The following is a 23,707-nucleotide window of genomic DNA, read 5'->3' as shown; positions in this document are numbered from 1 at the left end:
CGGCGAGGCCGCTCGCGCATGATGTAACGATTGCTTTCTTCTTCTCAGTTTTTTCCTGGAGCCCTGACCATGTTGAAACGCCGCACCCTTCTGACCACCGCCGCACTGGCCACCGTGCCGCTCGCGCTGCCGCAAGCGGCGCTGGCGCAGGGCCGCAAGGATTCGATCGTGCTCGGCATGGCGCTGGAACCGCCGGGCCTGGACCCGACCGCGGGCGCCGCTGCCGCGATCGCCGAGATCGTGCAATACAACGTGCTGGAAACGCTGACCAAGATCAACGCCGACGGCAGCGTCACACCGCTCTTGGCCGAGAGCTGGGAGGTGTCGCCGGATCTGCGCACCTACACTTTCAAGCTGCGCCAGGGCGTCAAGTTCCAGAACGGCGAGCCCTTCAATGCGCAGACGGTCAAGTTCTCCTTCGACCGCGCCGGCGGCGAGAAGAGCACCAACAAGGACAAGCGCACCTTCGCCAACATGACGACGCAGGCGGTCGATGCCAACACCGTGGTGATCATCAACAAGGAGATCGACCCCGACCTCCTGTTCGTGCTGGGCCAGGCCACCGCCGTCATCGTCGAGCCCAAGAGCGCGGACACCAACGCCACCAAGCCGGTCGGCACGGGCCCCTACAAGCTCGACAGCTGGAGCAAGGGCTCTTCGCTGGCGCTGAGCAAGTGGGAGGGCTTCCGTAACCCCGGCGCGGCGAAGATTCGCAAGGTCACCTTCCGCTTCATTTCCGATCCGGCCGCGCAGGCCGCATCGCTCCTGGCCGGCGACGTCGACGCCTTTCCGCGCGCGGCGACGCGCATCGTTCCGCAGTTCAAGAACAACCCGCAGTTCCAGGTGATCCTCGGCGGCTCGCGCGCCAAGACCATCCTGGCCTTCAACAACAAGAAGAAGCCGCTGGACGACGTGCGCGTGCGCCGCGCGATCTCAGCGGCCATCGACCGCAAGGCCGTCGTCGAAGGCGCCGCCGACGGCTTCGGCGTGCCGATCGGCAGCCATTACGTGCCGGGCGCCACCGGCTTCGTGGACACCACCGCCGTCAATCCCTTCAACATCGAGAAGGCCAAGGCACTGCTCGCCGAAGCCGGCGTCAAGACGCCGCTCGAACTCACGATGACGCTGCCGCCCCCGCCCTATGCGCGCCAGGGTGGCGAGGTGATCGTCGCGCAGCTGGCCAAGATCGGCATCACCGTGAAGGTGCAGAACGTCGAATGGGCGCAGTGGTTGAGCGGCACCTACGGCAACAAGGACTACGACCTGACGATCATCTCGCACGTGGAGCCTTTCGATCTCGGCAACTACGCCAAGTCGGACTACTACTGGGGCTACCAGTCGAAGGAATTCAACGCGCTGTTCGACAAGATCAAGACCACGCCCAATCCGGCCGAGCGCGTCAAGCTGCTCGGCGACGCGCAGAAGCTGCTCGCCGCCGACGCGGCCAACGGCTTCCTGTTCCAGCCCCAGTTCCCGACCATCGCGAAGAAGGGCGTGAAAGGACTCTGGAAGGACATGCCGATCTTCGCCAACGATCTGTCGGCGCTGTCGTGGTCGTGAGGCGCCGGGCCGCCCCCAAGGCGAACGCCGCAGCGCGCAGCGCGGAGGCTGCCGAGTGAGCACCCGCCTGTACGACCTGTCCGCACAGGAACTCGCCACCGCCTACCGCGACGCCAGCCTCTCGCCGGTCGAAGTCACGCAAGCCGTGCTCGATCACATCGCGCGCTGGGAGCCCCATCTGCAGGCCACCTGGCTGCTGCGCCCCGAAGCCGCGCTCGAACAGGCGCGCGCTTCGGAAGAGCGCTGGCGGCGCGGCGAGCCGCTCGGCCCGCTCGACGGCGTACCGACGACGATCAAGGAGAACATCGCGACGCGCGGCGATCCGATGCCGGCCGGCACGGCTGCCGTCGAACTGCGTCCCGCCGCGGCCGATGCGCCGCCGGCCGCTCGCCTCAAGGAAGCCGGCGTGGTGATCGTGAGCAAGACCACCATGCCCGACTATGGGATGCTGTCCTCCGGCCTCTCGAGCTTCCACACGCTGGCACGCAACCCCTGGGACCTGCGCAAGACCCCGGGCGGATCGAGCGCCGGCGCAGGTGCCGCAGCGGCCGCAGGCTACGGCCCGCTGCACATCGGCACCGACATCGGCGGCTCGCTCAGGCTGCCGGCCGGCTGGTGCGGCATCTTCACGCTCAAGCCCAGCCTGGGCCGGATCCCGATCGATCCGCCCTACATGGGCCGTGCGGCCGGCCCGATGACGCGCAGCGTTGCCGATGCCGCACTGATGATGCAAGCCCTGGCCCGGCCCGACGTGCGCGACAGCATGAGCCTGCCGGCGCAGGACATCGCGTGGTCCGAGTTCGATGTCGCTGCGGATCACCTGCGCGGCCTGCGCATCGGCCTTTTGCTCGATGCCGGCTGCGGCCTCGCGGTCGAGCCCCAGATCCGCGCGGCGGTCGAGCATGCGGCGCGCCTCTTCGAGCAGGCCGGCGCCATCGTCGAGCCGATGCAGCCCTTCATGTCGCAGGCCATGCTCGACGGCATGGACCACCTGTGGCGCATGCGCTCGCTGGTGGACATGAACGCGCTCCCGCCCGCGCAGCGCACGAAGGTCCTGCCCTACATCCGCGAATGGGCCGAGAGCGCAGCGGCCTTCAGCGGCGAACACGTGTTCCGCGCCTTCAGCCAGTTCCATGCGACGCGCGTCGCGGCGGTGGCGGCCTGCGCAAGCTTCGACTACGTGATCTCGCCCACCGCGCCGAACTCCCCGGCAGCCGCCGAACTGCCCTCGCCCACCAACGACCCGCTGCGGCCGCTCGAGCACATCGGCTTCACCGTGCCTTTCAACATGTCGGAGCAGCCGGCCGCGTCGATCAATTGCGGCTACACCAGCGAAGGCTTGCCGATCGGGTTGCAGATCGCGGGGCAGCGCTTCGACGATCTCGGCGTACTCAAGATCTCGCGTGCCTTCGAACTGATCCGCGAGCCGCAGCGGCCCTGGCCGGAACCGCCCGGCGCCTGAGCTTGGCGCTGCCGGCCCGCACCTCAGACGAGGTGCGAAGCCAGCAGTTCACGCGCACGCGCGACGAAATCGGATTCGCCGCGCCGGGCCGGCAGGAAATGGAAGGCCACCCGCGGCAGCGCCGGCAGGCCATGCGGTGGCGGCAGGCGCGCCACGCCCTCGCACAGCGCCGATTCGTTGAGGCAGGCCACACCCAATCCGGCCGCCAGTGCCGACTGCAGGCCGGCCACGCCCGAAGCCACGTGGGCCACCGCATAGGGCACGCGCCGCTTCTGCAGCAGTTGCACCGTGAACTGGTGCAGCGAGCAGGTGTCGGGCAAGACCAGCAGGCGCAGCGGCTCGCCGCGTGCGATGCGCAGGCCGGCCGCGCCCATCCACGCCAGCGACTCGCGGCACAGGACCGGCGCATCCGACCTGGCCGCGGCGCCCGGCGTGCCGGTGATGCGCATCGACAGGCCGACGTCGAAGTCGCCCTTCGCATACCCGGCCTCGATCGCGCCGCTCTTGAGGATGCTCACGTGCAAACGCACCTGCGGATAGCTCTCGCCGAGGCGGCTCAACAGCCGGGTCAGATCGCCCGGCCTGAAATAGTCGGTGACCGGAAGCCGCAGTTCGCCCTGCAGCGTCTCGCCGCGCATGTCCCTGAAGGCTTCGTCGGAGAGTGCCAGAAGCCGATGTGCATGCGCCAGCAAACGGATGCCCGCTGCCGTGGGCGCCACGCCGGCCTTGCTGCGCGTCAGCAGCGACTGGCCGGCGCGCTCCTCGAGCTTGCGCATCTGCTCGCTGACGGCGGACTGCGAGAGAAAGATCTGCGGCGCCGCTGCCGTGAGGCTGCCCGCTTCGGTGACGGCGACGAAGGTTCTCAGCTGCTCGAGGTCGAAGGTCTGCATTGGCTCTATCCATTCGCAAAACAGATGACAAACATCATATCTTCCCGCTTTTCCGATGCCATCGATCTTTCCACAATGGCGGCACCAACCACCGAAAAGGAAAGAACCATGCCTCACATCGTCATTCATTTCTCCGGCCAGCCCGACGCCCAGCTCACCCGCCGCACCGTCGACACGGTGACCGAACTGACCCAGACCGTGCTCGGCAAGAAGCTGCCGGTGATCGCCGTCGCGGTGCAGTACATCGCAGATGACGCCTGGTTCGTAGGCGGCCGATCGCTGGCCGAGCTCGGCAAGTCGGCCTTCCACCTGGACATCAGCATCACGGACGAGACCAACACCAAGGCGGAGAAGGCCCGCTATTTGCGCGAGATCTACGCCGCGATGGCGGCGCTGCGCAAGAACCTGCACGAGGTGTCGTATGTGCACCTGATCGACGCGCGCGCCGCGGCCTACGGCTGCGGTGGCCTCACACAGGAGTACAGGCACCAGCAGGCCGGGGTGTGAGAAGCCCCCCGGCTTGCCACTCCGTGTGCTTCGCCACCCCCGAGGGGGAGGCGCGGCCCGCCTTGGGGCGGCCCGGCGGCGCCCGCGCGGCAAAATAGGCTTCATGCAAGACAGCCTCGGCAACCCGGTCAGCCTGACAGACGCCGCCAGCCTGCGCGCGGTCAACGACTTCGTCGAAGGCTTCATCGCCTGCGAGGCGCGCGCAGTCGACGTGCTGGCCGCCGCGCAGGACGAGAGCCCGATCGTGCAGGCCTATTGCGCAACGCTGCACCTGTTTGCCGAATCGCGGGACGCCGCCTCCAACGCGCGCCCCTTTCTCGAACGCGCGCGGGCCGGCGCAGCGCGCGCCAGCTCGCGCGAGCAGCGCTACATCGCGGCCGTCGCGGCGTGGGCGGATGGCGACATCGCGCGCGCGATCGCGCTGCACCAGGAGCAGGCGCGCGAACATCCGCGCGACCTGGCCTCGCTCAAGCTCGGCCAGTACCACTGCTTCAACACCGGCGACTGCCCCGGCATGCTGCGGCTCGCGCTGGCGGCGCTCCCCGCGGCCGCCGATGTGCCCTATCTGCACGGCATGGCTGCCTTCGGCTACGAGCAGTGCCACCTGATGCGCGAGGCCGAAGCCAGCGCGCGCCGCGCGATCGCGATGGAACGCAAGGAGCCCTGGGCGCACCATGCGCTCGGCCACGTCATGCTGACCGAGGGCCGGCTCGCCGAGGGCCTGGCCTTCATGCAGGAGGTGAGCGGCGCCTGGGTCGGGCTCAACTCCTTCATGGTCACGCACAACTGGTGGCACGTGGCGCTGTTCCTGATCGACCTGGGCAGGGACGACGAGGCACTCGCCGTCTACGACCGGGAGGTGTGGGGTGTGGTCAAGGACTATTCGCAGGACCAGATCGGCGCGGTATCGCTGCTCGCGCGCTTCGAGCTCGCGGGCATCGATGTGGGCGAACGCTGGCAGGACCTGGCCGCCTACCTCGCGCAGCGGCTCAACGACCACGTGCTGCCCTTCCTCGATCTGCAGTACCTCTACGGCCTGGCTCGCGCCGGACGGCCCGAGGCCGAGGCCTTGCTGCGCAACATCGAGGCCTACGCACCGCGTGCGCCGGCCTCGACGCGTGCCGCCTGGCAGCGCGTCTGCGTGCCCGCGGCGCATGGACTTCTTGCCCATGCGCGTGGCGACTTCGGGGCAACGATCGAATCGATGGGGCAGGCGCTCCCGCGCCTGATGGAGATCGGCGGCAGCCATGCGCAGCGCGACCTGTTCGAGCAGGTCTTCCTCGACGCGCTGATCCGCAGCGGCATCGAGGCCGCGATGGCCGGTGCCCAAGGCATCCTGCAGCAGCAGGTCAACGGGCAGCCGGAATCGCTGCGCCTGCGCCGGCAGGCCGATGCGGTCTACACCGCGCTGGGCTTGCGGGCGGCGGGCAGGTGGGCGCCGGCGGCGAAAGATCCCGCCTGAGCGCTATCCGCACGCGGGGTCACCCCGTCAGTGCGCGGTCCGGTCGTGCCACCAGCGGCTGTAGTCCTTGTCGGTCAGGAGCGTCCACAACGCCAGCACCAGGACCACGAGGCCGGTAATGACCGCCGTGAGCATGGCGTCGCCATGGGCGTTGAAGCCGAGCACCCAGGGGGACGCCATCAGCCAGAGCCCCAGTGCCGCTTCGACCCACTCTTCCCAGGCCTGGGGGAGCAGCATGGCGCCGAAGGCCGCGGCGATGAGCGCCACGCCGACGATCACTGCGTTCGGCATGGCAGCAGCCTCGCCGGTGTAGCCCAGGATCCAGGGCGAAAGAGCCAACCAGACACCCAGCGCACCGTTGACCGGGTCTTGCCAATGCTTGAGTTGCATCATGGTCTGTACCTCCAGCCGGCAATAAGGCGCCGGCATCCGTTGGAGCCGCGCTTGGCAGCCGAGTTTCCGGCCTAGGGAGCTATGCCAAATAGCGCCGAAAGGAGCATCATTCATGCTGACGAACCCACGGTACGGGCTCATTGCGAGGCAGAGCGTGGCAAGGTTCAGAACGGTCTTCTGGCTCGGCGCGGCGCTCGCCGGGGTGGCTGCGCTCGTCGCATTCGCCGTGGACGAGCTCAAGACCTCGCGGCTGCAATCGGCGCTGTGGCACGACTATGCCCGCGACGCGCGCTTCAGCGTCGATGCCGGCGCCAGCGCCGCCATCCGTTTTCCCCATAGCGGACCCTACGACGAGCGCTTAGGCTACCGCCAGCTGCCCAACTACATCGAGCGCCTGCAGGCCCAGGGCTATGTGCTGACCCGCCAGGCACGCATGTCGCCGCGGCTGATCGAGCTGCACGAACGCGGGCTTTTCGGGCCTTACCGCGAGAAGAACCAGGCCGGCCTGACGGTGAGGGACTGCCGCGCCCAGACGCTGCTGCGCACGCGCGTGCCGCAGCGCGTGTACGAACGCTTCGAGGAGGTGCCGCCGCTCCTGGTCAATGCCCTGCTCTTCGTCGAGGATCGCCATCTGCTGGATGCCCAGCCGCCGCAGCGCAACCCCGCGATCGATCCGGAGCGCTTCGCGAAAGCCGCGCTCGAACAGATGCACCGGGCGCTCGACGTCACGCGCCCGGCCTCCGGCGGCAGCACGCTGGCCACGCAGATCGAGAAGTACCGCCATTCGCCTGGGGGTCGCACGGCCTCGGTCGGCGACAAGCTGCGCCAGATGGCATCGGCCTCGCTGCGTGCCTACCAGGACGGCGACGACACGCTGGCACGGCGCCGCCAGATCGTCGTCGACTACCTCGACACCGTGCCCCTGGCGGCACGCCCGGGATTCGGCGAAGTGCATGGCCTGGGCGATGGCCTGTGGACCTGGTACGGGCGCGAGTTCGGCGAAGTCAATCGTCTGCTGGCCGACACCGGCGGAGAGACGGCGCCCTCGGACGAGGCGCTGCGCCGCCAGGCCGTGGCGTTCAAGCAGGCGCTGTCGCTGATGATCGCGCAGCGTCGTCCCTCGCAGCATCTGCTCGGCAACGGCGAGGGCCTGACAGGGCTCACCGACAGCTACCTGCGGCTGATGGGCGATGCGGGCATCATCGCGCCCGCGCTGCGCGATGCCGCGCTGGCAGTCCCGCTGCAGCAGCAGGCCGAGTTGCCGGCGGCGCCGCGCCCGGACTTCGTGCAACGCAAGGCGGTGAACGCGTTGCGCACCCATGTGTCCACGCTGCTGGATGTGCCGCGTGCCTACGACCTCGAACGCCTCGACCTCGAAGCGGAAACCAGCCTCGACAACGAGGCCCAGGCGCTTGCCATCCACGCGCTGACCAGGCTGCGCACGCCCGCCGCGGCGAAGTCGGCAGGGCTCATCGGCGATCACCGGCTGGATCCGGGCGCGAATCTCAGCCCGCTGATCTACAGCTTCACGCTGTATGAGCGCGGCGCGCACGCGAACCTGCTGCGCGTTCAGGCCGACAACATCGATCAGCCCTTCGATGTGAACCAGGGCGCCCGGCTGGATCTCGGCTCGACGGCCAAGCTGCGCACGCTGGTCAGCTACCTCGAACTGGTCGCCGAGCTGCACGAACGCTGGGTCGGGCTCGACGCGCCCGCGCTCTCCGCGCTGAAGCCCAGCGATCGCGATCCGCTCGGCACGTGGGCACGGCAGTACCTTCTGCACGCCAAGGACCGCAGCCTTGCACCGATGCTGGAGGCTGCAATGCAGCGCCGCTACTCGGCGAGCGAAGGCGAGGCCTTCTTCACCGGCGGCGGCCTGCATCGCTTCGAGAACTTCGATCGCACGCACGCCGCCGCTTCGATGACCGTGCAGGAAGCTTTCAATCATTCGGTCAACCTGGTATTCATCCGGTTGATGCGCGACATCGTGTACCACCGGATGTTCGGCGAAGCCACCGACGGCCAGCGCCTGCTGCAGGATCCGGCCGACCCGCGCCGCCGCGAGATGCTTGCGCGCTTCGCCGACAACGAGGGCTCGGCCTACCTCGCGCGCTTTCATCGCAAGTACAAGGGCAAGTCGGCGGACGAGGCCGAAGCGCTGCTGCTGCGCGGCGTGCGGCCATCGGCGCCGCGCCTCGCGAGCGTGCTGTTCACGATCGAACCCGAAGCCGGCGATGCGCAGCTCGACGAACTGCTCGCGCGCAAGCTCGGCCGCGGTGCCGGCTCGCCGCGCGCACTGCGTGCGCTGCGCAACACCTATGCCGGTTTGTCGCTCGCCGACCGCGGCTACGTGGCCCGCGTGCATCCGCTCGAGCTCTGGCTGGTCGGCTTCCTGCGGCAGCAGCCGCACGCGACGCTGGCCCAGGCGTTGGACGCCAGCGCGCGCGAGCGCCAGGAGGTCTATGCCTGGCTCTTCAAGACGCGCCACAAGAGCGCGCAGGACCGGCGCATCCGCGAGCTGCTCGAGCGCGACGCCTTCGCGCAGGTCCATCGCTCATGGCAGCGCCTGGGCTACCCCTTCGCGTCGTTGACGCCCTCGTACGCGAGCGCGATCGGCGCATCGGGCGACCGGCCCGCGGCGCTGGCGGAACTGATGGGCATCCTGGTCAACGACGGCGCACGGCGGCCGGTGCAGCGCGTTGGCGCACTGCACTTCGCACGCGACACGCCCTACGAGAGCCGGCTCGAACAGCGTGGCCCGGCCGCCCTGCAGGTGCTGCCGCCCGAGGTGGCCGCGACGGCGCGGCGGGCGCTGTTCTCGGTGGTGCGCGAAGGCACGGCACGGCGCCTGAAGGGTGCGCTCGTGGGCGCAGACGGCCGCGCGATCGAGATCGGCGGCAAGACCGGCACCGGCGACCATCGCTACGAACTCAGGGGGCGCGGCGGCCAGGTGATCGCCGAGCGCAAGATCGGCCGCTCGGCCACCTTCGTCTTCATGATCGGCGATCGCTACTACGGCACGATCCTGGCGTACGTGCGCGAGCCCCACGCCGCGCGCTACCGCTTCACGAGCGCGCTGCCGGTCCAGTTGCTGAAGTCGTTCGGGCCGCAGTTGCTGCCGGTGCTCCAGCGCAATGGGTGCGGCGACAACGGGCGCTCATGACTTCTTGAGATGGCGGCTCTGGTCGTAGGTGGGCTGCGGCGGCAGATCGGCCAGGTGTCGCGTGTCGGCCCAGTCGACGATCTCGATCTGTTCCGGCGCCGCGGCGTCGGCCATGCGGATGCGGTTGAAGCCCGCATTGGGAATCTCGCTCTGGCGCGGCCCGTTCAAGCCCAGCCCGCGCGCGGTGCGCCAGACCATGTCGAGCACGCCGCCGTGCGTCACCACCAGCACCTTCTGTCCCGCATGGGCGCCGGCGATGCGGCCCAGCGCCTCGATGATGCGCGCGTGGAACTGGCGCGCCGACTCGCCTTCTGGCATGGCATGGTCTTCGCGGAACTGGAGCCAGTCTTCCCAGGCGCGCGGATGCAGGCTCTGGATCTCGTCGGCGCGCATGCCTTCGACGATGCCGAAGTGCTGCTCGCGCAACGCGGCCGAGGTGAGGATCTCGAGTTCGAGCTGGCGCGCGGCCGGCGCCGCCGTCTGCTGCGCGCGCATCAGGTCGCTGCTGATCAGGTGCTGCACCGGCTCGCCTGCGAGCCGCAGCCCGAGCCGGCGTGCCTGCTCATGGCCAAGGTCGTTGAGGGGGACGTCGATGTGGCCTTGAAAGCGGAGTTCGCGATTCCAGTCGGTTTCGCCGTGGCGGATCAGGATGATTTCGGTGGACATGGTCTGGCCTCTATTCTCCTCGCAGCAGATGTCAGCATGTAGGCAGCCGTTTCTTCGCGGAGAATCCACCGATGTCCCGTCTTGTCCTGTTGCCCGGCCTCGCCTGCGACGAGCGCCTCTGGGAGGCGCAGCTGCCTGCCCTGCCCGCCACGCTCGACGTGCATGTGAGCGACGCTCACATGCGCCACGAGCGCATCGAAACCATGGCCGAAGCCGTGCTGCGCGAGCATGCCGGCCCGCTGATCCTCTGCGGTGCCTCGATGGGCGGCATGATCGCGCTGGAGGCCGCGCGCCAGGCGCCCGAGCGCATCGCGGGGCTCGCGCTGCTCGGCACCAATGCGCGGCCGGAAACGCCGGACATGTACAAGCTGCGCGAATCGGCGATCGAGCTCTTCGAGCGTGGTGAGGCGCGCGACGTGATCGAATTCAACGCGGGCTTCGCCTTTCACCCGACGCAGGCCGGAGACAAGGCGCTGGTGCAGCGCTATGTCGAGCTCGTGCTCGATGCCGGCGCGCAGCAGTTGATTCGCCAGAACCGCGCGCTGATGCAGCGCCCCGATGCGCGCCCGCATCTGCCCTCCTTACGCTGCCCCGTGCTCGTGGTCTGCGGCGACGGCGATCGCTTGACGCCGCCCGAATGCTCGCAGGAAATCGCGCAGACCGTGCCGCTTGCCGAACTCGTGTGGGTGGAGGAATGCGGGCACATGCTGACCATGGAAAAGCCCGCCTTCGTCAACGCCGCGCTGATTCCGTGGCTCGAGCGCCTTCTGTTGGCAAGAGCCTAGTTCAACTGCCCGCCCGTTTCGCGCACATCCTCGCGCACCGCGAGCGATGTGGCGACCGCGATGCGCAGCGCCGCGATCACGGTGTCGAGCGCCATGCTCGGTGCGCCCGGAAAACGCGCCGCCTGCTCCGGCAGATAGGGGGTGTGCATGAAGCCACCGCGCATGCCCGGCACCGGCCGCGTCGCGATGCGGTGCATGAGGCCGAAGAACAGGTGGTTGCAGACGAAGGTACCGGCCGTGTTCGACACCGCGGCCGGGATGCCTACAGCGCGCAGATCGCGCACCATGGCCTTGATCGGCAGGCTCGAGAAATAGGCGACCGGCGCGCCCGCCACCACGGGCTCGTCGATCGGCTGGCAGCCCGCGTTGTCGCAGATGCGGCCATCGTCGATGTTGATCGCGACGCGCTCGGGCGTGATCTCGCTGCGGCCACCGGCCTGGCCGATGGCGAGCACCAGTTGCGGCCGCAGTTCGTCGATGGCGGCATCGAGCTCGGTGAGCGCCGCGCCGAACACGCAGGAGATGCGGCGCGCATGCACCACGGCGCTTTCGCAGCACCAACCGTCGAGCGCGCGCACCGCCTCCCACGAAGGATTGAGAGCTTCCTTGTCGAAGGGCTCGAAGCCGGTCAGCAGCACGTTCACGGCGCGCGACGAAGTCAGACCGTGGCAGCGACAGCAATGCCCTCGGTCGCGAGGCGCTCGCGGATGCGCTTCGCAAACTCCAGCGCATGCGCGCCGTCGCCATGCAGGCAAACCGTCTGCGCATTGACGTCGACCACCGTGCCGTCGATGGCGGTCACCTTGTGATCGCGCACCAGGGAGAGCGTCTGCGCCAACGATTGCTCTTCGTCCTCGATCAGGGCGCCGGGCCGGCTGCGCGGCACCAGGCTGCCGTCGGGCATGTAGCCGCGGTCGGCGAACACTTCCTCCACCGGCTTCAGGCCGGCGCGCTCGGCGGCGCTGATCATGCCGCTGCCCGCAAGCCCGAAGAAGCGCAGGCCAGGGTCGAAGCGCCGCACCGCTTCGCAGATCGCCTCGGCCAGCACCGGGTCCTTCACCGCCTGGTTGTAGAGCGCACCATGCGGCTTGACGTGCGCCAGCGTGCCGCCTTCGGCCTTGACGATCGCCGCCAGCGCGCCGACCTGGTAGAGCACGCCGGCAACGATTTCTTCGGGCGGCAGCTGCATTTCGCTGCGGCCGAAGTTCTCGCGGTCCGGGAAGCTGGGATGCGCGCCGATGGCCACGCCGTTGGCGATGGCCCAGCGCACGCACTGGCGCATGGTCTTGGCATCGCCCGCATGCCAGCCGCAGGCGATGTTGGCCGAGCTCACGAGGCGAAGCAGCGCTTCGTCGTTGTCGCAGCCTTCGCCGAGGTCGGCGTTGAGGTCAATCTGCATGGTCATGCCTCCCGCAGAGCCGCCTCAGGGGGCAGCGAATACACGAAGTGATGAGCGTGGGGGTTCATGGGCTTCCTTGGGGGAATTTTGCGCTGTCGTGCGCCAGCCTGCAGACGCCAGGGCTTGCGCCACCTGCGCCAGGTAGCGCTGCTGATCGGCCCAGGCTTCCAGCGCCGCTGCCGCATCGACCGGCGCGAGCCGCAGCCGGCCGTTGAGCGGCGCCCGCGCGAGCTTCCAGAGGTCGGCCCGGATGACGACGCCGATGCGCGGATAGCCACCGGTGGTCTGCGCATCGCCCATCAGGATGATCGGTTGCCCCGAGGGCGGCACCTGGATCGTGCCGGGGATCACCGCCGAGGACAGCATGTCGGCGCTGCGCTTACGCTTGAGCTCGGGGCCTTCGAGCCGGTTGCCCATGCGGTTGCTCTGCGACGTGGTGCGCCAGGGCTCACGCCACAGCAGTTCGCGCGAGGCCACGGTGAACTGCTCGAACTCGGGGCCGGGCATGACGCGCAGCACCAGCGCGCCGTCGTCGTCGTGCTCCCACTCGGGCGCGCGCAAACCGAAGGCGCGGCGCGCCATCTGTGGCGCATCCAGGGCCGGCACGCCCAGGGGCAACCGGTCGTTCTTCTTCAGCGCCCGGCCCAGATGGCCGCCGAAGCCGGCCTTCAAGTCGGTGCTGCGCGAGCCGAGGACCGGCTGCACATCGATGCCGCCCGCCACCGCCAGCCAGCTGCGCAGCCCTTCCTTGGAACTCCACTGGTTGGCACCGCCCAGCTTGAGCACCTGGCCCGCCGCCACCGGAACGCTCCAGCAAGGCCACAGCGGCGCACCGTCGAGCCGGGCGCCGAAGTCATCGCCGGCCAGGGCGATGCGGGTGGACGATTCGAACCGGATTTCGCAGCCGCCCATCGTGAGCTCCAGGCCGGCCGCGCCGTCGGCATTGCCGACCAGCCGGTTGGCCAGCGTGAGGGCCAGCGCATCGAGCGCGCCGCCCGGACAGATGCCCTGCTGGCGATGGCCGTAGCGGCCCAGGTCCTGCACCGAGGCCAGCATGCCGGGGCGCAGGATCGTCAGGAAGGCGCTCGACATCACGCGTCGAGGCTTTCCACGAGGAAGTGCACGCGGTCGCCAGGGCGCAGCAGGGTCGGCTCCTCCGCGCGCGGGTCGAAGAGTTCGAGCGAGGTCCGCCCGATCAGTTGCCAGCCGCCCGGCGACACCAGCGGATAGATGCCGGTCTGCTCGCCGCCGATGCCGACCGAGCGGGCCGGCACCGCGACGCGGGGTTCGGCACGCCGCGGCGTCGCCAGCTCGGGCGGCAGCCCGCCCAGGAACGCGAAGCCCGGCAGGAAGCCGAGCAGGTACACGATGTATTCGCCGGCACTGTGGCGCCGCACGACCTCGGCCGGCGTCAGACCGGTGTGCGCAGCCACGTCGGCGAGGTCAGGGCCGGCCTCGCCGCCATAGGCGACCGGAATCTCGATCTCGCGCCCCTGGATCGAGGTCGCGGCCAGTTGCGGCCACGCGGAAAGCACCTGCATCTCGAGCTCGGCAGCATCTATCTGCTCCGGGTCGAACAGCAGGCTCAGGTTGTTCATGCCGGGCAGGACTTCGTGGACGCCGCGCCACTGCAGCGCTTCGGTGGCCAATGCCCAGATCTGTTGCTGCTGTGCCAGCGTCGCCGGTGCGGGGAGTTCGCACAGCAGTGCGGCGTCACCCAGCGCATGGAGACGGGGCGGCGTCATTCGCGGCCGAGGCTCCGCACCTTGGCCATCAGGCTGTCCTGGACGTTGGGCGAAACGAACTTGTCGACCTCGCCGCCAAGCATCGCGATCTCGCGCACGAAGGTGCTCGAGATGAACTGGTACTTGTCGCTGGGCGTCAGGAACACTGTTTCCACATCCGGCATCAGCGAACGGTTCATGCCGGCGAGCTGGAACTCATAGTCGAAGTCGGTCACCGCGCGCAGGCCGCGCACCATGGCCTTGCCGCCCCGCGCGACGACGAAATCGCGCAGGAGTCCCGAAAAGCTTTCCACGGTGACCTGGTCGCTGTACGGCTGAACCGCCGTGCGCGCCATGTCCATGCGTTCCTGCAGCGTGAACAAGGCCTTCTTGTGATGGCCGGCCGCCACCGCGACGATGACCTTGGAAAACAGCTGGGTCGCTCGACGCACCACGTCTTCATGACCGAGCGTCATGGGGTCGAAGGTGCCGGGGTATACCGCGATCACGTTGCTGGACATGGTGGCTTCCTCCTCATGCAGTTGATGCGGCCTGATCCGGCGGATTATGCAGTGCTGTCAGTCGCAAGTATCAGGAGATGCGCATGCACCGCGCCGGCCTTGAGATAGCGATAGGCCGCGAGCCCCAGCGCGACCAGTTCCTCGTCGCTCCAGCGACGAGCGGCTTCGAGATAGATCACGCCCCCTGGCTGCAGGGCACGCGCGGCGGCGCGCAGCGCGGGCTCGTACAGCGCCGCGTTCTCGAAGGGCGGATCGAGGAAGACCGCATGTGCGCTGCCGGCCGGCGCGCGTTCCAGCGCGGTGACGCCGTTGCCGCGCTCGATGCGCACCGCTTCGGCCGCCAGCTTGGTCTTCAATGTCTGCAGTTGCGCCACCAGCGTCGCGTCCTGCTCGCACAGCAGCACCGAAGCGGCGCCGCGCGATGCGGCTTCGAGGCCCAGTGCGCCGGTGCCGGCGAAGGCGTCGATGCAATGCCAGCCCGGCAGCTCGCCGCCGCCGGCGCCCGCCAGGCTCGCAAGCCAGTTGAACAGCGTCTCGCGCACGCGATCGGGCGTTGGGCGAAGGCCGGGCTTGTCGGCCACGGCAAGGCGCGTGCGCCGCCATTGGCCGCCGATGATGCGGATGGCGCGGGGCGCCTTCGCGAGCTTGGGCGATGCAGGGGGTGTGGTTCGGGCTATGGCTTTCACGCGCACAGCTTAACGTCAGCCACGCATGAGCTCTTGCCCCTCAAGGCTTGCCGCCTACCACCACCGTCACCATCCGCTCGGGCTGCAGCTTGCGCGCGAATGCGGCCTTGATGTCGGCCGCGGTGACCGCGTTCATGCGCGCGGTCCAGGTGTCGAGATAGTCGAGCGGCAGATCGTTCCACGCGATGTTGGACACGTTGCCGAGCAGCTTGCGGTTGCTGTCGAGCAGCAGCGGGAAACCGCCGATCAGGTTGTCCTTGGCAGCCTTGAGTTCGACCGCGGTCGGTCCCTCGGCAACGAACTTCGCGAGCACCTCGCGCGCGACCTTCACCGCTTCCGCGGCCTGGTCGGGGCGGGTCTGGAAGCCGATGCGGAAGGCGCCCGCGTGCAGCCCCGGCGAGAAGCTGCTGTAGACGCTGTAGGCCAGGCCGCGCTTCTCGCGCACCTCCTCGGTCAGGCGCGAAACGAAGCCGCCGCCGCCGAGGACGTAGTTGCCGAGCGTGAGCGCGAAATGGTCCGGGTCGCTGCGCGGGTAGCCGGGCTGGCCGATCCACACGTGCGCCTGCGCCGAATCGAAAGGCAGGCGTTCGTCCTTCGCCGCGGCGAGCGCGGCGACCTGCGGCACGGGCGGCAACGCGGTGCAGCCGCCGGGCTCGGTCGCCATGGGCAGGCGCGACAACAGCGTGGTTGCGATAGCCTCCGCCTGCGCGCGCGTGACCGCGCCCACGATGCTGAGCTTGGCGCGGCAAGGCAGGATGAGCTGCTCGTAGCGCTGGCGCATCGTGGCGACGTCGATCTGCGCCAACGTGGCCTCGGTCGTGTCCTGGCCATAGGGATGCGTGCCGTAGGCCGCCTGCGAGAAGGCGCGGCCGGCGATGGTCGCGGGTTTGGTGTTGGCTTCGCGGATCGACGCGTTGAGCTGTTCGCGCTCGCGCTTCCACACGTCTTCGGGAAAGGCCGGTTCGCCGATTTCGCGCGAGGCCAATCGCACCGCCTTGTCGAGCAATGCTGGCTGGGACAGCGTGCGCAGCGAGAAGCTCATGCGGTCGGAGCCTGCGCTGGCATCGAAGTTCGCGCCCAGATCGGCCCAGGCTTCGCCGAGCGCGTTCTCGTCCATCGCCGCGTCGTAGGCCCCCAAGCTCGGCACTGACGTGTCCTCGCTGCCCCCCGAGGGGGCTGTCCCGCTTTGGGGCGGCCCGGCAGCGGGACGCCCGCTCGCGCGAATACCCTTCTCGACCATGCCGGCCGTCACGCCCGCCAGGCCGGCCTGCGCGGGCGGATCGCGCCGGCTGCCGGCGTCGAAATCGATCTGCACATCGACGATCGGCAAGGCGTTGGTGGCGGCGAGATAAATCTTCGCGCCGTTGGGCAGCGCCCAATGCTCGATCGGTATGGCGGCCTGGGCGGAGGCGCCGAAGAGGACCGATGCGCCCGCCAGCACGGCGCTCAGCAGAGTCTTGTTCTTGAGAGACAGCATGAAGCGGAACCCTTTCAGCGCAGCTCGCCGGCCGGCGCTGCAAAGCCGCGCGGGCGGCGATTCGTCTCGGGCGGCAGCGGCCGCAATGCGGCGGCGGTCAGCTGCTCGTCGCCGAAGTACTTGGCAGCCACCGCCTGCACCTGCTCGGCAGTGACGGCCTGCAGCCGCGCGATGATGCGTGCGCTGGCGTCGAGCGGCAGGCCCTGAATCCAGTTGCTGCCGAGTTCGCGCGCCTGCGACATCACCGAATCGAGCTTGTAGGTTTCGCTCGCTACCCACTGGGTCTTGACGCGCGCCAGCTCGGCCGCGCCGATGCCCTCGCGCGCGATCAGCGCTACCTGCGCGCGCAGCGCGGCCTCGACCGCTTCCGCGCTCTTGCCCGCGGCCGGCACGCCGTCGAGCACGAAAAGTTGCGGGCCGCGGCCGACGAAGCCCGCGTACGCGCCGGCCGAATCGGCCACGCGGTCCGGACCCTGCGTCAGCGCGCGGTCGAGCCGCGCACCGGGGTAGCCGTCGAGCACCGCGGACAGCACCACCAGCGCATAGGAATCGCTCGCACCGTCGAACTGGTCGGTGGCCGGTATCTGCGGCACGCGGAAGGCGAGCGAGACGTAGGCCTGCTCGGCCGGCGCCTTGAACTCGATGCGGCGGATACCGCGTTGCGCGGGTTCGATGCGGGGCTTGCGCTCGGGCACCGCGCGGCTCGGAATGCGGCCGTAGTACTTCTCGGCCATGGCGCGCACTTTCTCGACGTCGACATCGCCCGCCACCACCACGGCCGCGTTGGCCGGCACGTACCAGCGCTGGAAGAAGGCGCGCGCATCGGCCGGCGTCATTGCATCGAGATCGCTCATCCAGCCGACGATGGGCCGGTGGTAGGGCGAGGCGATGAAGACGGCGGCGTTCTGCTGCTCGCCGAGCAGGGCGCGCGGCTGGTCGTCGGTGCGCAAGCGGCGCTCTTCCTTGACGACCTCGATCTCGCGCTTGAACTCGTCGTCCGGCCACTGGCTGTTCGCGAAGCGGTCGGACTCCAGCTTCATCACCTGCTCCAGCTTGTCGGCCGGGATCTGCTGGTAGTAGCCGGTGTAGTCGCGCGTGGTGAAGGCGTTCTCGCGCCCGCCGAGCGCGGCGACGCGGCGCGAGAACTCGCCGGCCTTCAGTTCTTTGGTGCCCTTGAACATCATGTGTTCGAGCACGTGCGCCACGCCCGAGGTGCCGTCGACCTCGTCGATCGAGCCGACACGCACCCAGAGCATCTGCACCGCGGTCGGCGCGCGCCGGTCGGGCTTGACGATCAGGGTCATGCCGTTGGCGAGGGTGAACTGTCGGGCTTGGGCAGGGACGGAGGCGGCCGGCAGGGTTTGCTGCGCAAGTGCAGGCAGGATCGGCAGCGCGAACAGCACCGAGGCCAGCACCGCACCAGACGCAGCGCGGCGTGGCGAGGGGTGTTTCATAGAATGGCTCGGATTGTAAAAACCCCCCAAATGTTCAGTTTCTTCAAGAAAAAACCGCCGGCCGAGAGCCCTGCCCTGGCACCTGCGGCTTCGCCGGCCCCACTGCCTGCCGAGCCGCCGCCGCCCGCCAAGTCGGTCTTTTCGCCCTCGAGCTGGTTTGGCGGCAAGCCGTCTGCCGACGAGCCGCCGCCAGCCCCTGCTGCCGCGCCCGCACCACCGCCCATCGAAACGCCCCCAGCCGAGGCCGAGCAGCGCAGCGGCTGGCTCGGCAAGCTCAAGACCGGCCTGCGCAAGACCGGCAACAGCATCACCGCGGCCTTCGTCAATGCGCAGATCGACGACGCGCTCTACGAGGAGCTCGAAGCCGCGCTGCTGATGGCCGACACCGGCGTCAAGGCCACCGAGCACCTGCTCGAGGATCTGCGCCGCCGCGTCAAGAGCAGCATGGCGACCGAGGCCTCGCAGGTCAAGCTGCTCCTGGCCGACGCCATCGCGGACCTGCTGCGCCCGCTGGAAAAATCGCTGGTGATCGGCGAGCACACGCCGACCGTGATCATGGTGGCCGGCGTCAACGGCGCGGGCAAGACCACCTCGATCGGCAAGCTCACCAAGCACCTGGCCAACGAGGGCGCTTCCGTGCTGCTGGCCGCGGCCGACACCTTTCGGGCGGCGGCGCGCGAGCAGCTGCTGGTCTGGGCCGACCGCAACACGGTCGAGATCGTGAGCCAGGAAGGCGGCGACCCGGCGGCCGTGAGCTTCGATGCGGTCAATGCCGGCAAGGCGCGCGGCAAGGATGTGGTGCTGGTCGACACCGCCGGCCGGCTGCCGACGCAGCTGCACCTGATGGACGAGCTGAAGAAGATCAAGCGCGTCGTCAACCGGGCCGACGCGAGCGCGCCGCACGAGGTGCTGCTGGTGATCGACGGCAACACCGGGCAGAACGCGCTGGCCCAGGTCAAGGCTTTCGACGAGACGCTGGGCCTGACGGGCCTCGTCATCACCAAGCTGGACGGCACGGCCAAGGGCGGCGTGCTGTGCGCCATCGCCCGGGAGCGGCCGATTCCGGTCTATTTCATCGGCGTCGGCGAGAAGCTGGAGGACCTGGAGACCTTCAAGGCGCGCGAATTTGCCCAGGCCCTGATGGGCTAGCGTCCGCGGCCCTGCTTCTGGCATCATCATTCGGGGCCGCAGAGCCCGCCAGGAGACTGCCATGCACATCGCCGACACGCCCTTGACCGGCACCGACCGCAAGGTCGACCGCCTGCTTGCCCACTACGGCGAAAGCCACCAGAACCCGACCAACGAGGCGATCCACATGGTCGCCATTCCCGCGATCATGTTCAGCATCGTCGGCCTGCTGTTCGCGCTGCACCCCTGGGTGGCCTACGCCTTCGTCGCGGCCAGCCTGGTCTACTACGCGACGCTGCGCTCGCCGGCCTTCCTGGCCACGATGCTGATCGGCACGGTGCTGCTGCTGGCCGTGGTGCATGCGATGGGAGACCTTGTGTTGCCGGTTTCCGCCGTTATCTTCGTCGTGGCGTGGATCTTCCAGTTCATCGGCCACAAGATCGAAGGCAAGAAGCCGTCCTTCTTCGAGGACATCCAGTACCTCTGGGTCGGCCCCTTGTTCGTGCTGTCGCGCCTCTTCTTGCGGCTCGGCCTGCGCTGGTAGACGGGAAACCTTTCCCGGTCACCCGGATCAGACACCGTCCCATCCAAATGAGGACGGCGTTGGAATAGGCTGTGCCTATCAACCCCATTGGAAATGGGTGGAAACCCTAAGCTTAGCACTCCCTCAAACCGAGTGCTAATATGCCCGCCAACGAAGGAGTTCCCCCCAATGACAACACTGTCCGGAGCGTCTGCCAACCAGCTTGCCGTCGCCAATCCGTGGTCGATGGTGCCTCCGCTGGGTAACCTGGACGCTTACATTTCGGCAGCCAACCGCTTGCCCTTGCTCACGCTCGAGGAAGAGCAGGGTTTCGCGCGCCGTTTGCGCGACCACAACGATCTCGAAGCTGCGGGCGCGTTGATCCTCTCGCACCTGCGCCTCGTGGTTTCGATCTCCCGCCAGTACCTGGGCTATGGGCTGCCGCACGGCGACCTGATCCAGGAAGGCAACGTCGGCCTGATGAAGGCCGTGAAGCGTTTCGACCCCGATCAGGGCGTGCGGCTGGTCAGCTACGCGATGCACTGGATCAAGGCCGAGATTCACGAGTACATCCTGAAGAACTGGCGCATGGTCAAGGTCGCGACGACCAAGGCTCAGCGCAAGCTGTTCTTCAACCTGCGCTCGATGAAGCAGAGCTTCAAGGCCGACTCGGCCGCCGGCGACGGCGACACGCACCGCGACACCTTGAGCGCGGACGAAGTCTCGCAAATGGCGACCCGCCTGAACGTGAAGCCCGAAGAAGTGCTGGAGATGGAAACGCGCCTGTCCGGCGGCGACGTGCTGCTCGATCCGAGCCCCTCGGACGACGGCGACGACGGTTTCGGCCCCATCGCCTACCTGGCCGACGCCACGCAGGAGCCCACCGCCCAGCTCGAATCGCGGCAACGCGACCGTCTGTCGACCGACGGCATCTCGACCGCGCTGCAAGCGCTGGACGAGCGCAGCCGCCGCATCGTGGAAGAGCGCTGGCTCAAGGTCAACGACGACGGCTCGGGCGGCATGACGCTGCACGACCTGGCCGCGGTGTACGGCGTGAGCGCCGAGCGCATTCGCCAGATCGAGGTGGCGGCCATGAAGAAGATGAAGAAGGCGCTGGCAGACTTCGCCTGAGGCGCTCTTCGATCCCGATCAAGCCCGGCCTTCGCCGGGCTTTTTCATTGCTTCGACAGCGTCCGGTCAGGACTTGAGCAGCGCCTTCACGTCCGACACCATCGCCGGCACGCCCGCGCCGTAGCGCGCATAGAGTCGCAGCCGGCCCTCGGTGTCGTAGACGAAGCTGGCCGCCGAGTGGTCCATGGAGTAGCTGGTCGGCGTCTTGCCTTCGACCTTCTTGTAGTAGGCCTTGAAGTCCTTCGCCAATGCCGGCAGCTGCTCGGGCGTGGGAATCAGCGCGACGAAGGCCGGATCGAAGGCGCCCATGTAGGCCTTCATCACCGCCGGCGTGTCGCGCTCCGGATCGACCGTGACGAACAGCACCTGCAGCTTGTCGCTGTCGGCGCCCAGCTGCTGCTTGACCTGTGCCATCTCGCTCATGGTCGTCGGACAGACGTCGGGGCATTGCGCATAGCCGAAGAACAGCACCACGACCTTGCCCTTGAAGTCGGCCAGGGTGCGCAGCTTGCCGTCGGCATCGGTCAGCGAGAAGCCCTTGGCGTAGTCGGCGCCCGTGATGTCCACGGCATTGAAGCTGGGCTTTTTCTCCGAGCATGCCGCGAGGTTCAACCCCACCGCCGCCGCGAGGCCGGTCCAGGCCATCAACCGAAGTGCATGCCGCTTGTTCATGAGTTCGTTCATCGCAGGTAGTGGTCGATCAGCAGCGCTGCGAACAGCACGCTCAGATGGATCAGTGAAAAACGGAAGGTCTTGCGCGCCAGCGCGTCGGAGTAGTTGCGCCACAGCGCGAAGGCGTAGCCGGTAAAGCCGATGCTCACCCCGATGGCGACCGCCAGGTACAGCCATCCGCTCATGCCGTAGATGAAAGGCATCAGGCAGGCGGCGAAGAGGATGAAGGTATAGAGCAGCACCTGCAGCCGCGTGAACTCGTTGCCGTGCGTCACCGGCAGCATCGGCAGGCCGGCCTTGCGATAGTCCTCGACGCGGTAGAGCGCCAGCGCCCAGAAGTGCGGCGGCGTCCACAGGAAGATGATGAGGAAGAGGATCAGCGCCTCGGGCCCGACCTCGCCCGTCATCGCAGCCCAACCCAGCACCGGCGGCATCGCGCCGGAAGCGCCGCCGATCACGATGTTCTGCGGCGTCAGCGGCTTGAGGATCACGGTGTAGACCACGGCATAGCCGACGAAGGTCGCGAAGGTCAGCCACATCGTGAGCGGGTTCACCGCGAACCACAGCACGGCCGAGCCGGCAGCGCACAGCGCGGCCGAGAACACCAGCGCCTGCCGGTCGCTCAGCTGGCCGCGCGCGGTGGGCCGCCAGGCCGTGCGCTTCATCTTCGCATCGATGCCCTTCTCGACCAGGCAGTTGAAGGCCGCCGCCGCGCCGGCCACCAGCCAGATGCCGATGCAGGCCAGCGCGCCGCGCTGCAATTCGGCCATGCCGGGCACGCCGGGCACTGCGAGCACCATGCCGATGAGTGCGCAGAACACGATCAGCTGCACGACGCGCGGCTTGGTCAGCGCATAGAACTGGCGCAGGACGCTGGCGGTGCTCGGGCTGTGGATCGATGCAGGCGTGGTCATGCGACCTCCATCTTGCCGCGGGGGGCGCGAGTGCCTGCCGGCACGGCTGCGCGCTCGGCCCGGCTTTCGCACAGCGCCCAGGTCAGCACCACCGCGAGCGCAGCGGCGCCACCGGTATGAAGAACGGCCGCCACCAGCGGCCATCCGAGCAGCACGTTGCCGAGGCCGGTCGCGAGCTGCAACAGCGCCAGGCCGGCCAGCCATTTCGCCTGCGCGCGCAGCGGTGCGATGCGGCGCAGCTGCCAGACCAGCACGCCGAGCGCGACGAACACCAGGTAGGCCATCAGCCGATGAACGTAGTGAATGGCAGTCAGCGCTGCGAAGTCGATCGGCGTGCCGTTGGCCGACTCGCCGAGCGAGCGCCAGATCTGGAAGCCCTGCGTGAAGTTCATGGGCGGCCACCAGCTGTTCTGGCAGATCGGGAACTGGGTGCAGGCGAGCACCGCGTAGTTGGTGCTGACCCAGCCGCCGAGCGCGATCTGCAGCACGAGCAACGCGGTCACGGCGATCAACAGCGTGCGCAGCATCGGCGGCACGGCCGTGGGCAGCCGTCCCGCCGCCGCCTGCCGGTAGCGCACGGCCTGGATGCACAGCAGCGCCAGCAGCACGACGGCGCCCAGCAGGTGGAGCGTGACGATGGCGGGATAGAGCTTCCAGGTCACAGTCAATGCACCGAAGGCGCCCTGCAGGCAGACCCAGACCAGGGTCGCGGCCGGCCACCAGGCACTGAGCGGCCGTTCGCGCGCATGCTGCGCGTCGTGCCGCTGGCGCCAGCGCGCGCGCCAGGTGGCGACGGCCAGCGCGAGGATCAGCACGCCGACGCCGGTGGCCAGGTAGCGATGGACCATTTCCACCCATGCCTTGCTGTGTGTCACCGGGCCGGTCGGCTGCGCGGCCTCGGCCATCGCGATGTCGTGGCTGGCGCCGAATGGGCTGGCATTGCCGTAGCAACCGGGCCAGTCGGGGCAGCCCAGGCCCGAATCGGTGAGCCGCGTGAAGGCACCGAACAGCGTGAGATCGAAGGTCAGGAAGAGCGTGAGCACGGTCAAGGCGTAGAGCCGCCGGGCCGGGCCGGCACCGGTGTTGCGCCGCCAGACCCAGGCGAGCGGACCGAGGGCGAGCAGCACCCCGACGCCCATGAGCCAGGCGATCGGCGTGAGGTCGTAGAGCGAGCTCGTTTCCATGATGAT

General features: G+C 68.6%; 23 protein-coding genes. 9 read left to right on the top strand and 14 right to left on the bottom strand.

The annotated features are described in order from the left end of the window. Positions 1-69: 69 nt before the first annotated feature. Both ACSQ89_RS06005 and ACSQ89_RS06000 read left to right on the top strand, forming a co-directional pair. The gene (locus tag ACSQ89_RS06005; protein ID WP_093109039.1) at positions 70-1,560 is read left to right on the top strand and encodes an ABC transporter substrate-binding protein; all 1,491 of its coding nucleotides are present in this window, start codon (positions 70-72) and stop codon (positions 1,558-1,560) included. A 55-nt stretch (positions 1,561-1,615) separates the two neighbouring features. Continuing rightward, entirely contained in the window at positions 1,616-3,022 is a 1,407-nt protein-coding gene (locus ACSQ89_RS06000; protein WP_436293915.1) for an amidase, read from the top strand. Positions 3,023-3,045: 23 nt separating this feature from the next. Here ACSQ89_RS06000 and ACSQ89_RS05995 read toward each other — a convergent pair whose 3' ends face one another. Then, positions 3,046-3,912, bottom strand: coding sequence for a LysR family transcriptional regulator (locus tag ACSQ89_RS05995; protein WP_436296142.1), 867 nt, complete (start codon positions 3,910-3,912; stop codon positions 3,046-3,048). Positions 3,913-4,020: 108 nt separating this feature from the next. Between ACSQ89_RS05995 and ACSQ89_RS05990 the strand changes: the two genes are divergently transcribed. Beyond that, entirely contained in the window at positions 4,021-4,419 is a 399-nt protein-coding gene (locus ACSQ89_RS05990) for a tautomerase family protein (protein ID WP_436293917.1), read from the top strand. Positions 4,420-4,522: 103 nt separating this feature from the next. Continuing rightward, on the top strand, positions 4,523-5,881 hold the full coding sequence (locus ACSQ89_RS05985; protein ID WP_436293918.1) for a tetratricopeptide repeat protein: 1,359 nt from the start codon (positions 4,523-4,525) through the stop codon (positions 5,879-5,881). 27 nt (positions 5,882-5,908) lie between these two features. Here ACSQ89_RS05985 and ACSQ89_RS05980 read toward each other — a convergent pair whose 3' ends face one another. After that, entirely contained in the window at positions 5,909-6,274 is a 366-nt protein-coding gene (locus ACSQ89_RS05980; protein WP_093109043.1) for an SPW repeat protein, read from the bottom strand. Between the two features lie 112 nt (positions 6,275-6,386). On the opposite strand from ACSQ89_RS05980, the gene ACSQ89_RS05975 reads away from it, so the two are divergent. Continuing rightward, positions 6,387-9,437, top strand: a complete 3,051-nt coding sequence (locus ACSQ89_RS05975) for a transglycosylase domain-containing protein (protein ID WP_436293919.1) — start codon at positions 6,387-6,389, stop codon at positions 9,435-9,437. On the opposite strand, the gene ACSQ89_RS05970 is transcribed toward ACSQ89_RS05975, so the two are convergent. Continuing rightward, positions 9,432-10,103 carry a histidine phosphatase family protein gene (locus ACSQ89_RS05970; RefSeq protein WP_436293920.1) on the bottom strand — a complete coding sequence of 224 codons (672 nt, stop codon included), beginning with the start codon at positions 10,101-10,103 and terminating at the stop codon, positions 9,432-9,434. The two genes, ACSQ89_RS05975 and ACSQ89_RS05970, sit on opposite strands and share 6 nt — an antisense overlap. A 71-nt stretch (positions 10,104-10,174) precedes the next feature. On the opposite strand from ACSQ89_RS05970, the gene ACSQ89_RS05965 reads away from it, so the two are divergent. Further along, the gene (locus tag ACSQ89_RS05965) at positions 10,175-10,888 is read left to right on the top strand and encodes an alpha/beta fold hydrolase (protein ID WP_436293921.1); all 714 of its coding nucleotides are present in this window, start codon (positions 10,175-10,177) and stop codon (positions 10,886-10,888) included. Here ACSQ89_RS05965 and pcp read toward each other — a convergent pair. Genes pcp through ACSQ89_RS05925 form a run of 8 tightly spaced genes read right to left on the bottom strand, consistent with a single transcriptional unit; the run spans position 10,885 to position 18,149 of the window. After that, positions 10,885-11,526: a pyroglutamyl-peptidase I gene (gene pcp, locus ACSQ89_RS05960; RefSeq protein ID WP_436293943.1), complete on the bottom strand. Its 642-nt coding sequence runs from the start codon at positions 11,524-11,526 to the stop codon at positions 10,885-10,887. The two genes, ACSQ89_RS05965 and pcp, sit on opposite strands and share 4 nt — an antisense overlap. A 20-nt stretch (positions 11,527-11,546) precedes the next feature. Further along, a complete protein-coding gene (pxpA, locus tag ACSQ89_RS05955) occupies positions 11,547-12,287 on the bottom strand; it encodes a 5-oxoprolinase subunit PxpA (RefSeq protein WP_093109092.1) in 741 nt (246 codons plus the stop codon). A gap of 24 nt (positions 12,288-12,311) precedes the next feature. After that, positions 12,312-13,379 (bottom strand): biotin-dependent carboxyltransferase family protein, encoded by a 1,068-nt coding sequence (locus tag ACSQ89_RS05950; RefSeq protein ID WP_436293922.1) that lies wholly within the window; start codon positions 13,377-13,379, stop codon positions 12,312-12,314. Continuing rightward, positions 13,379-14,032: a 5-oxoprolinase subunit PxpB gene (pxpB, locus tag ACSQ89_RS05945; RefSeq protein WP_093109047.1), complete on the bottom strand. Its 654-nt coding sequence runs from the start codon at positions 14,030-14,032 to the stop codon at positions 13,379-13,381. Before pxpB ends, ACSQ89_RS05950 begins: the two co-directional genes overlap by 1 nt. Continuing rightward, complete coding sequence (gene coaD, locus ACSQ89_RS05940; RefSeq protein WP_093109048.1) at positions 14,029-14,532, bottom strand: pantetheine-phosphate adenylyltransferase; 504 nt, start codon at positions 14,530-14,532, stop codon at positions 14,029-14,031. The genes pxpB and coaD overlap by 4 nt, the downstream gene beginning before the upstream one ends. A 44-nt stretch (positions 14,533-14,576) precedes the next feature. Continuing rightward, a complete protein-coding gene (locus tag ACSQ89_RS05935; protein ID WP_436293923.1) occupies positions 14,577-15,218 on the bottom strand; it encodes an RsmD family RNA methyltransferase in 642 nt (213 codons plus the stop codon). Between the two features lie 40 nt (positions 15,219-15,258). After that, a complete protein-coding gene (locus ACSQ89_RS05930; protein WP_436293924.1) occupies positions 15,259-16,695 on the bottom strand; it encodes a M16 family metallopeptidase in 1,437 nt (478 codons plus the stop codon). 14 nt (positions 16,696-16,709) lie between these two features. Beyond that, the gene (locus ACSQ89_RS05925) at positions 16,710-18,149 is read right to left on the bottom strand and encodes a M16 family metallopeptidase (RefSeq protein ID WP_093109050.1); all 1,440 of its coding nucleotides are present in this window, start codon (positions 18,147-18,149) and stop codon (positions 16,710-16,712) included. 30 nt (positions 18,150-18,179) lie between these two features. Here ACSQ89_RS05925 and ftsY point away from each other — a divergent pair, with 30 nt between their 5' ends. The 3 genes from ftsY (at position 18,180) to rpoH (ending at position 20,931) form a co-directional block, all read left to right on the top strand. After that, a complete protein-coding gene (ftsY, locus tag ACSQ89_RS05920; RefSeq protein ID WP_093109051.1) occupies positions 18,180-19,298 on the top strand; it encodes a signal recognition particle-docking protein FtsY in 1,119 nt (372 codons plus the stop codon). 61 nt (positions 19,299-19,359) lie between these two features. Continuing rightward, complete coding sequence (locus tag ACSQ89_RS05915) at positions 19,360-19,821, top strand: DUF962 domain-containing protein (RefSeq protein ID WP_093109052.1); 462 nt, start codon at positions 19,360-19,362, stop codon at positions 19,819-19,821. A gap of 168 nt (positions 19,822-19,989) precedes the next feature. After that, positions 19,990-20,931 carry an RNA polymerase sigma factor RpoH gene (gene rpoH, locus ACSQ89_RS05910; protein WP_093109053.1) on the top strand — a complete coding sequence of 314 codons (942 nt, stop codon included), beginning with the start codon at positions 19,990-19,992 and terminating at the stop codon, positions 20,929-20,931. Between the two features lie 66 nt (positions 20,932-20,997). Here the strand turns inward: rpoH and ACSQ89_RS05905 are convergent, their stop codons facing one another. The 3 genes from ACSQ89_RS05905 to ACSQ89_RS05895 are packed head-to-tail and all read right to left on the bottom strand — an operon-like array spanning position 20,998 to position 23,704. Beyond that, positions 20,998-21,603 carry an SCO family protein gene (locus ACSQ89_RS05905; RefSeq protein ID WP_093109094.1) on the bottom strand — a complete coding sequence of 202 codons (606 nt, stop codon included), beginning with the start codon at positions 21,601-21,603 and terminating at the stop codon, positions 20,998-21,000. Between the two features lie 8 nt (positions 21,604-21,611). After that, the gene (gene cyoE, locus ACSQ89_RS05900) at positions 21,612-22,517 is read right to left on the bottom strand and encodes a heme o synthase (RefSeq protein ID WP_436293925.1); all 906 of its coding nucleotides are present in this window, start codon (positions 22,515-22,517) and stop codon (positions 21,612-21,614) included. Further along, entirely contained in the window at positions 22,514-23,704 is a 1,191-nt protein-coding gene (locus ACSQ89_RS05895) for a COX15/CtaA family protein (RefSeq protein ID WP_436293945.1), read from the bottom strand. The genes cyoE and ACSQ89_RS05895 overlap by 4 nt, the downstream gene beginning before the upstream one ends. Between the last annotated feature and the right edge of the window lie 3 nt (positions 23,705-23,707).

It is taken from the genome of Variovorax sp. LjRoot175 (assembly GCF_964253805.1).
Lineage (GTDB): Bacteria > Pseudomonadota > Gammaproteobacteria > Burkholderiales > Burkholderiaceae_C > Variovorax.
The sequence above is the reverse complement of the archived record's forward strand: the minus strand, read 5'-3'. Positions and strand labels throughout refer to the sequence as shown.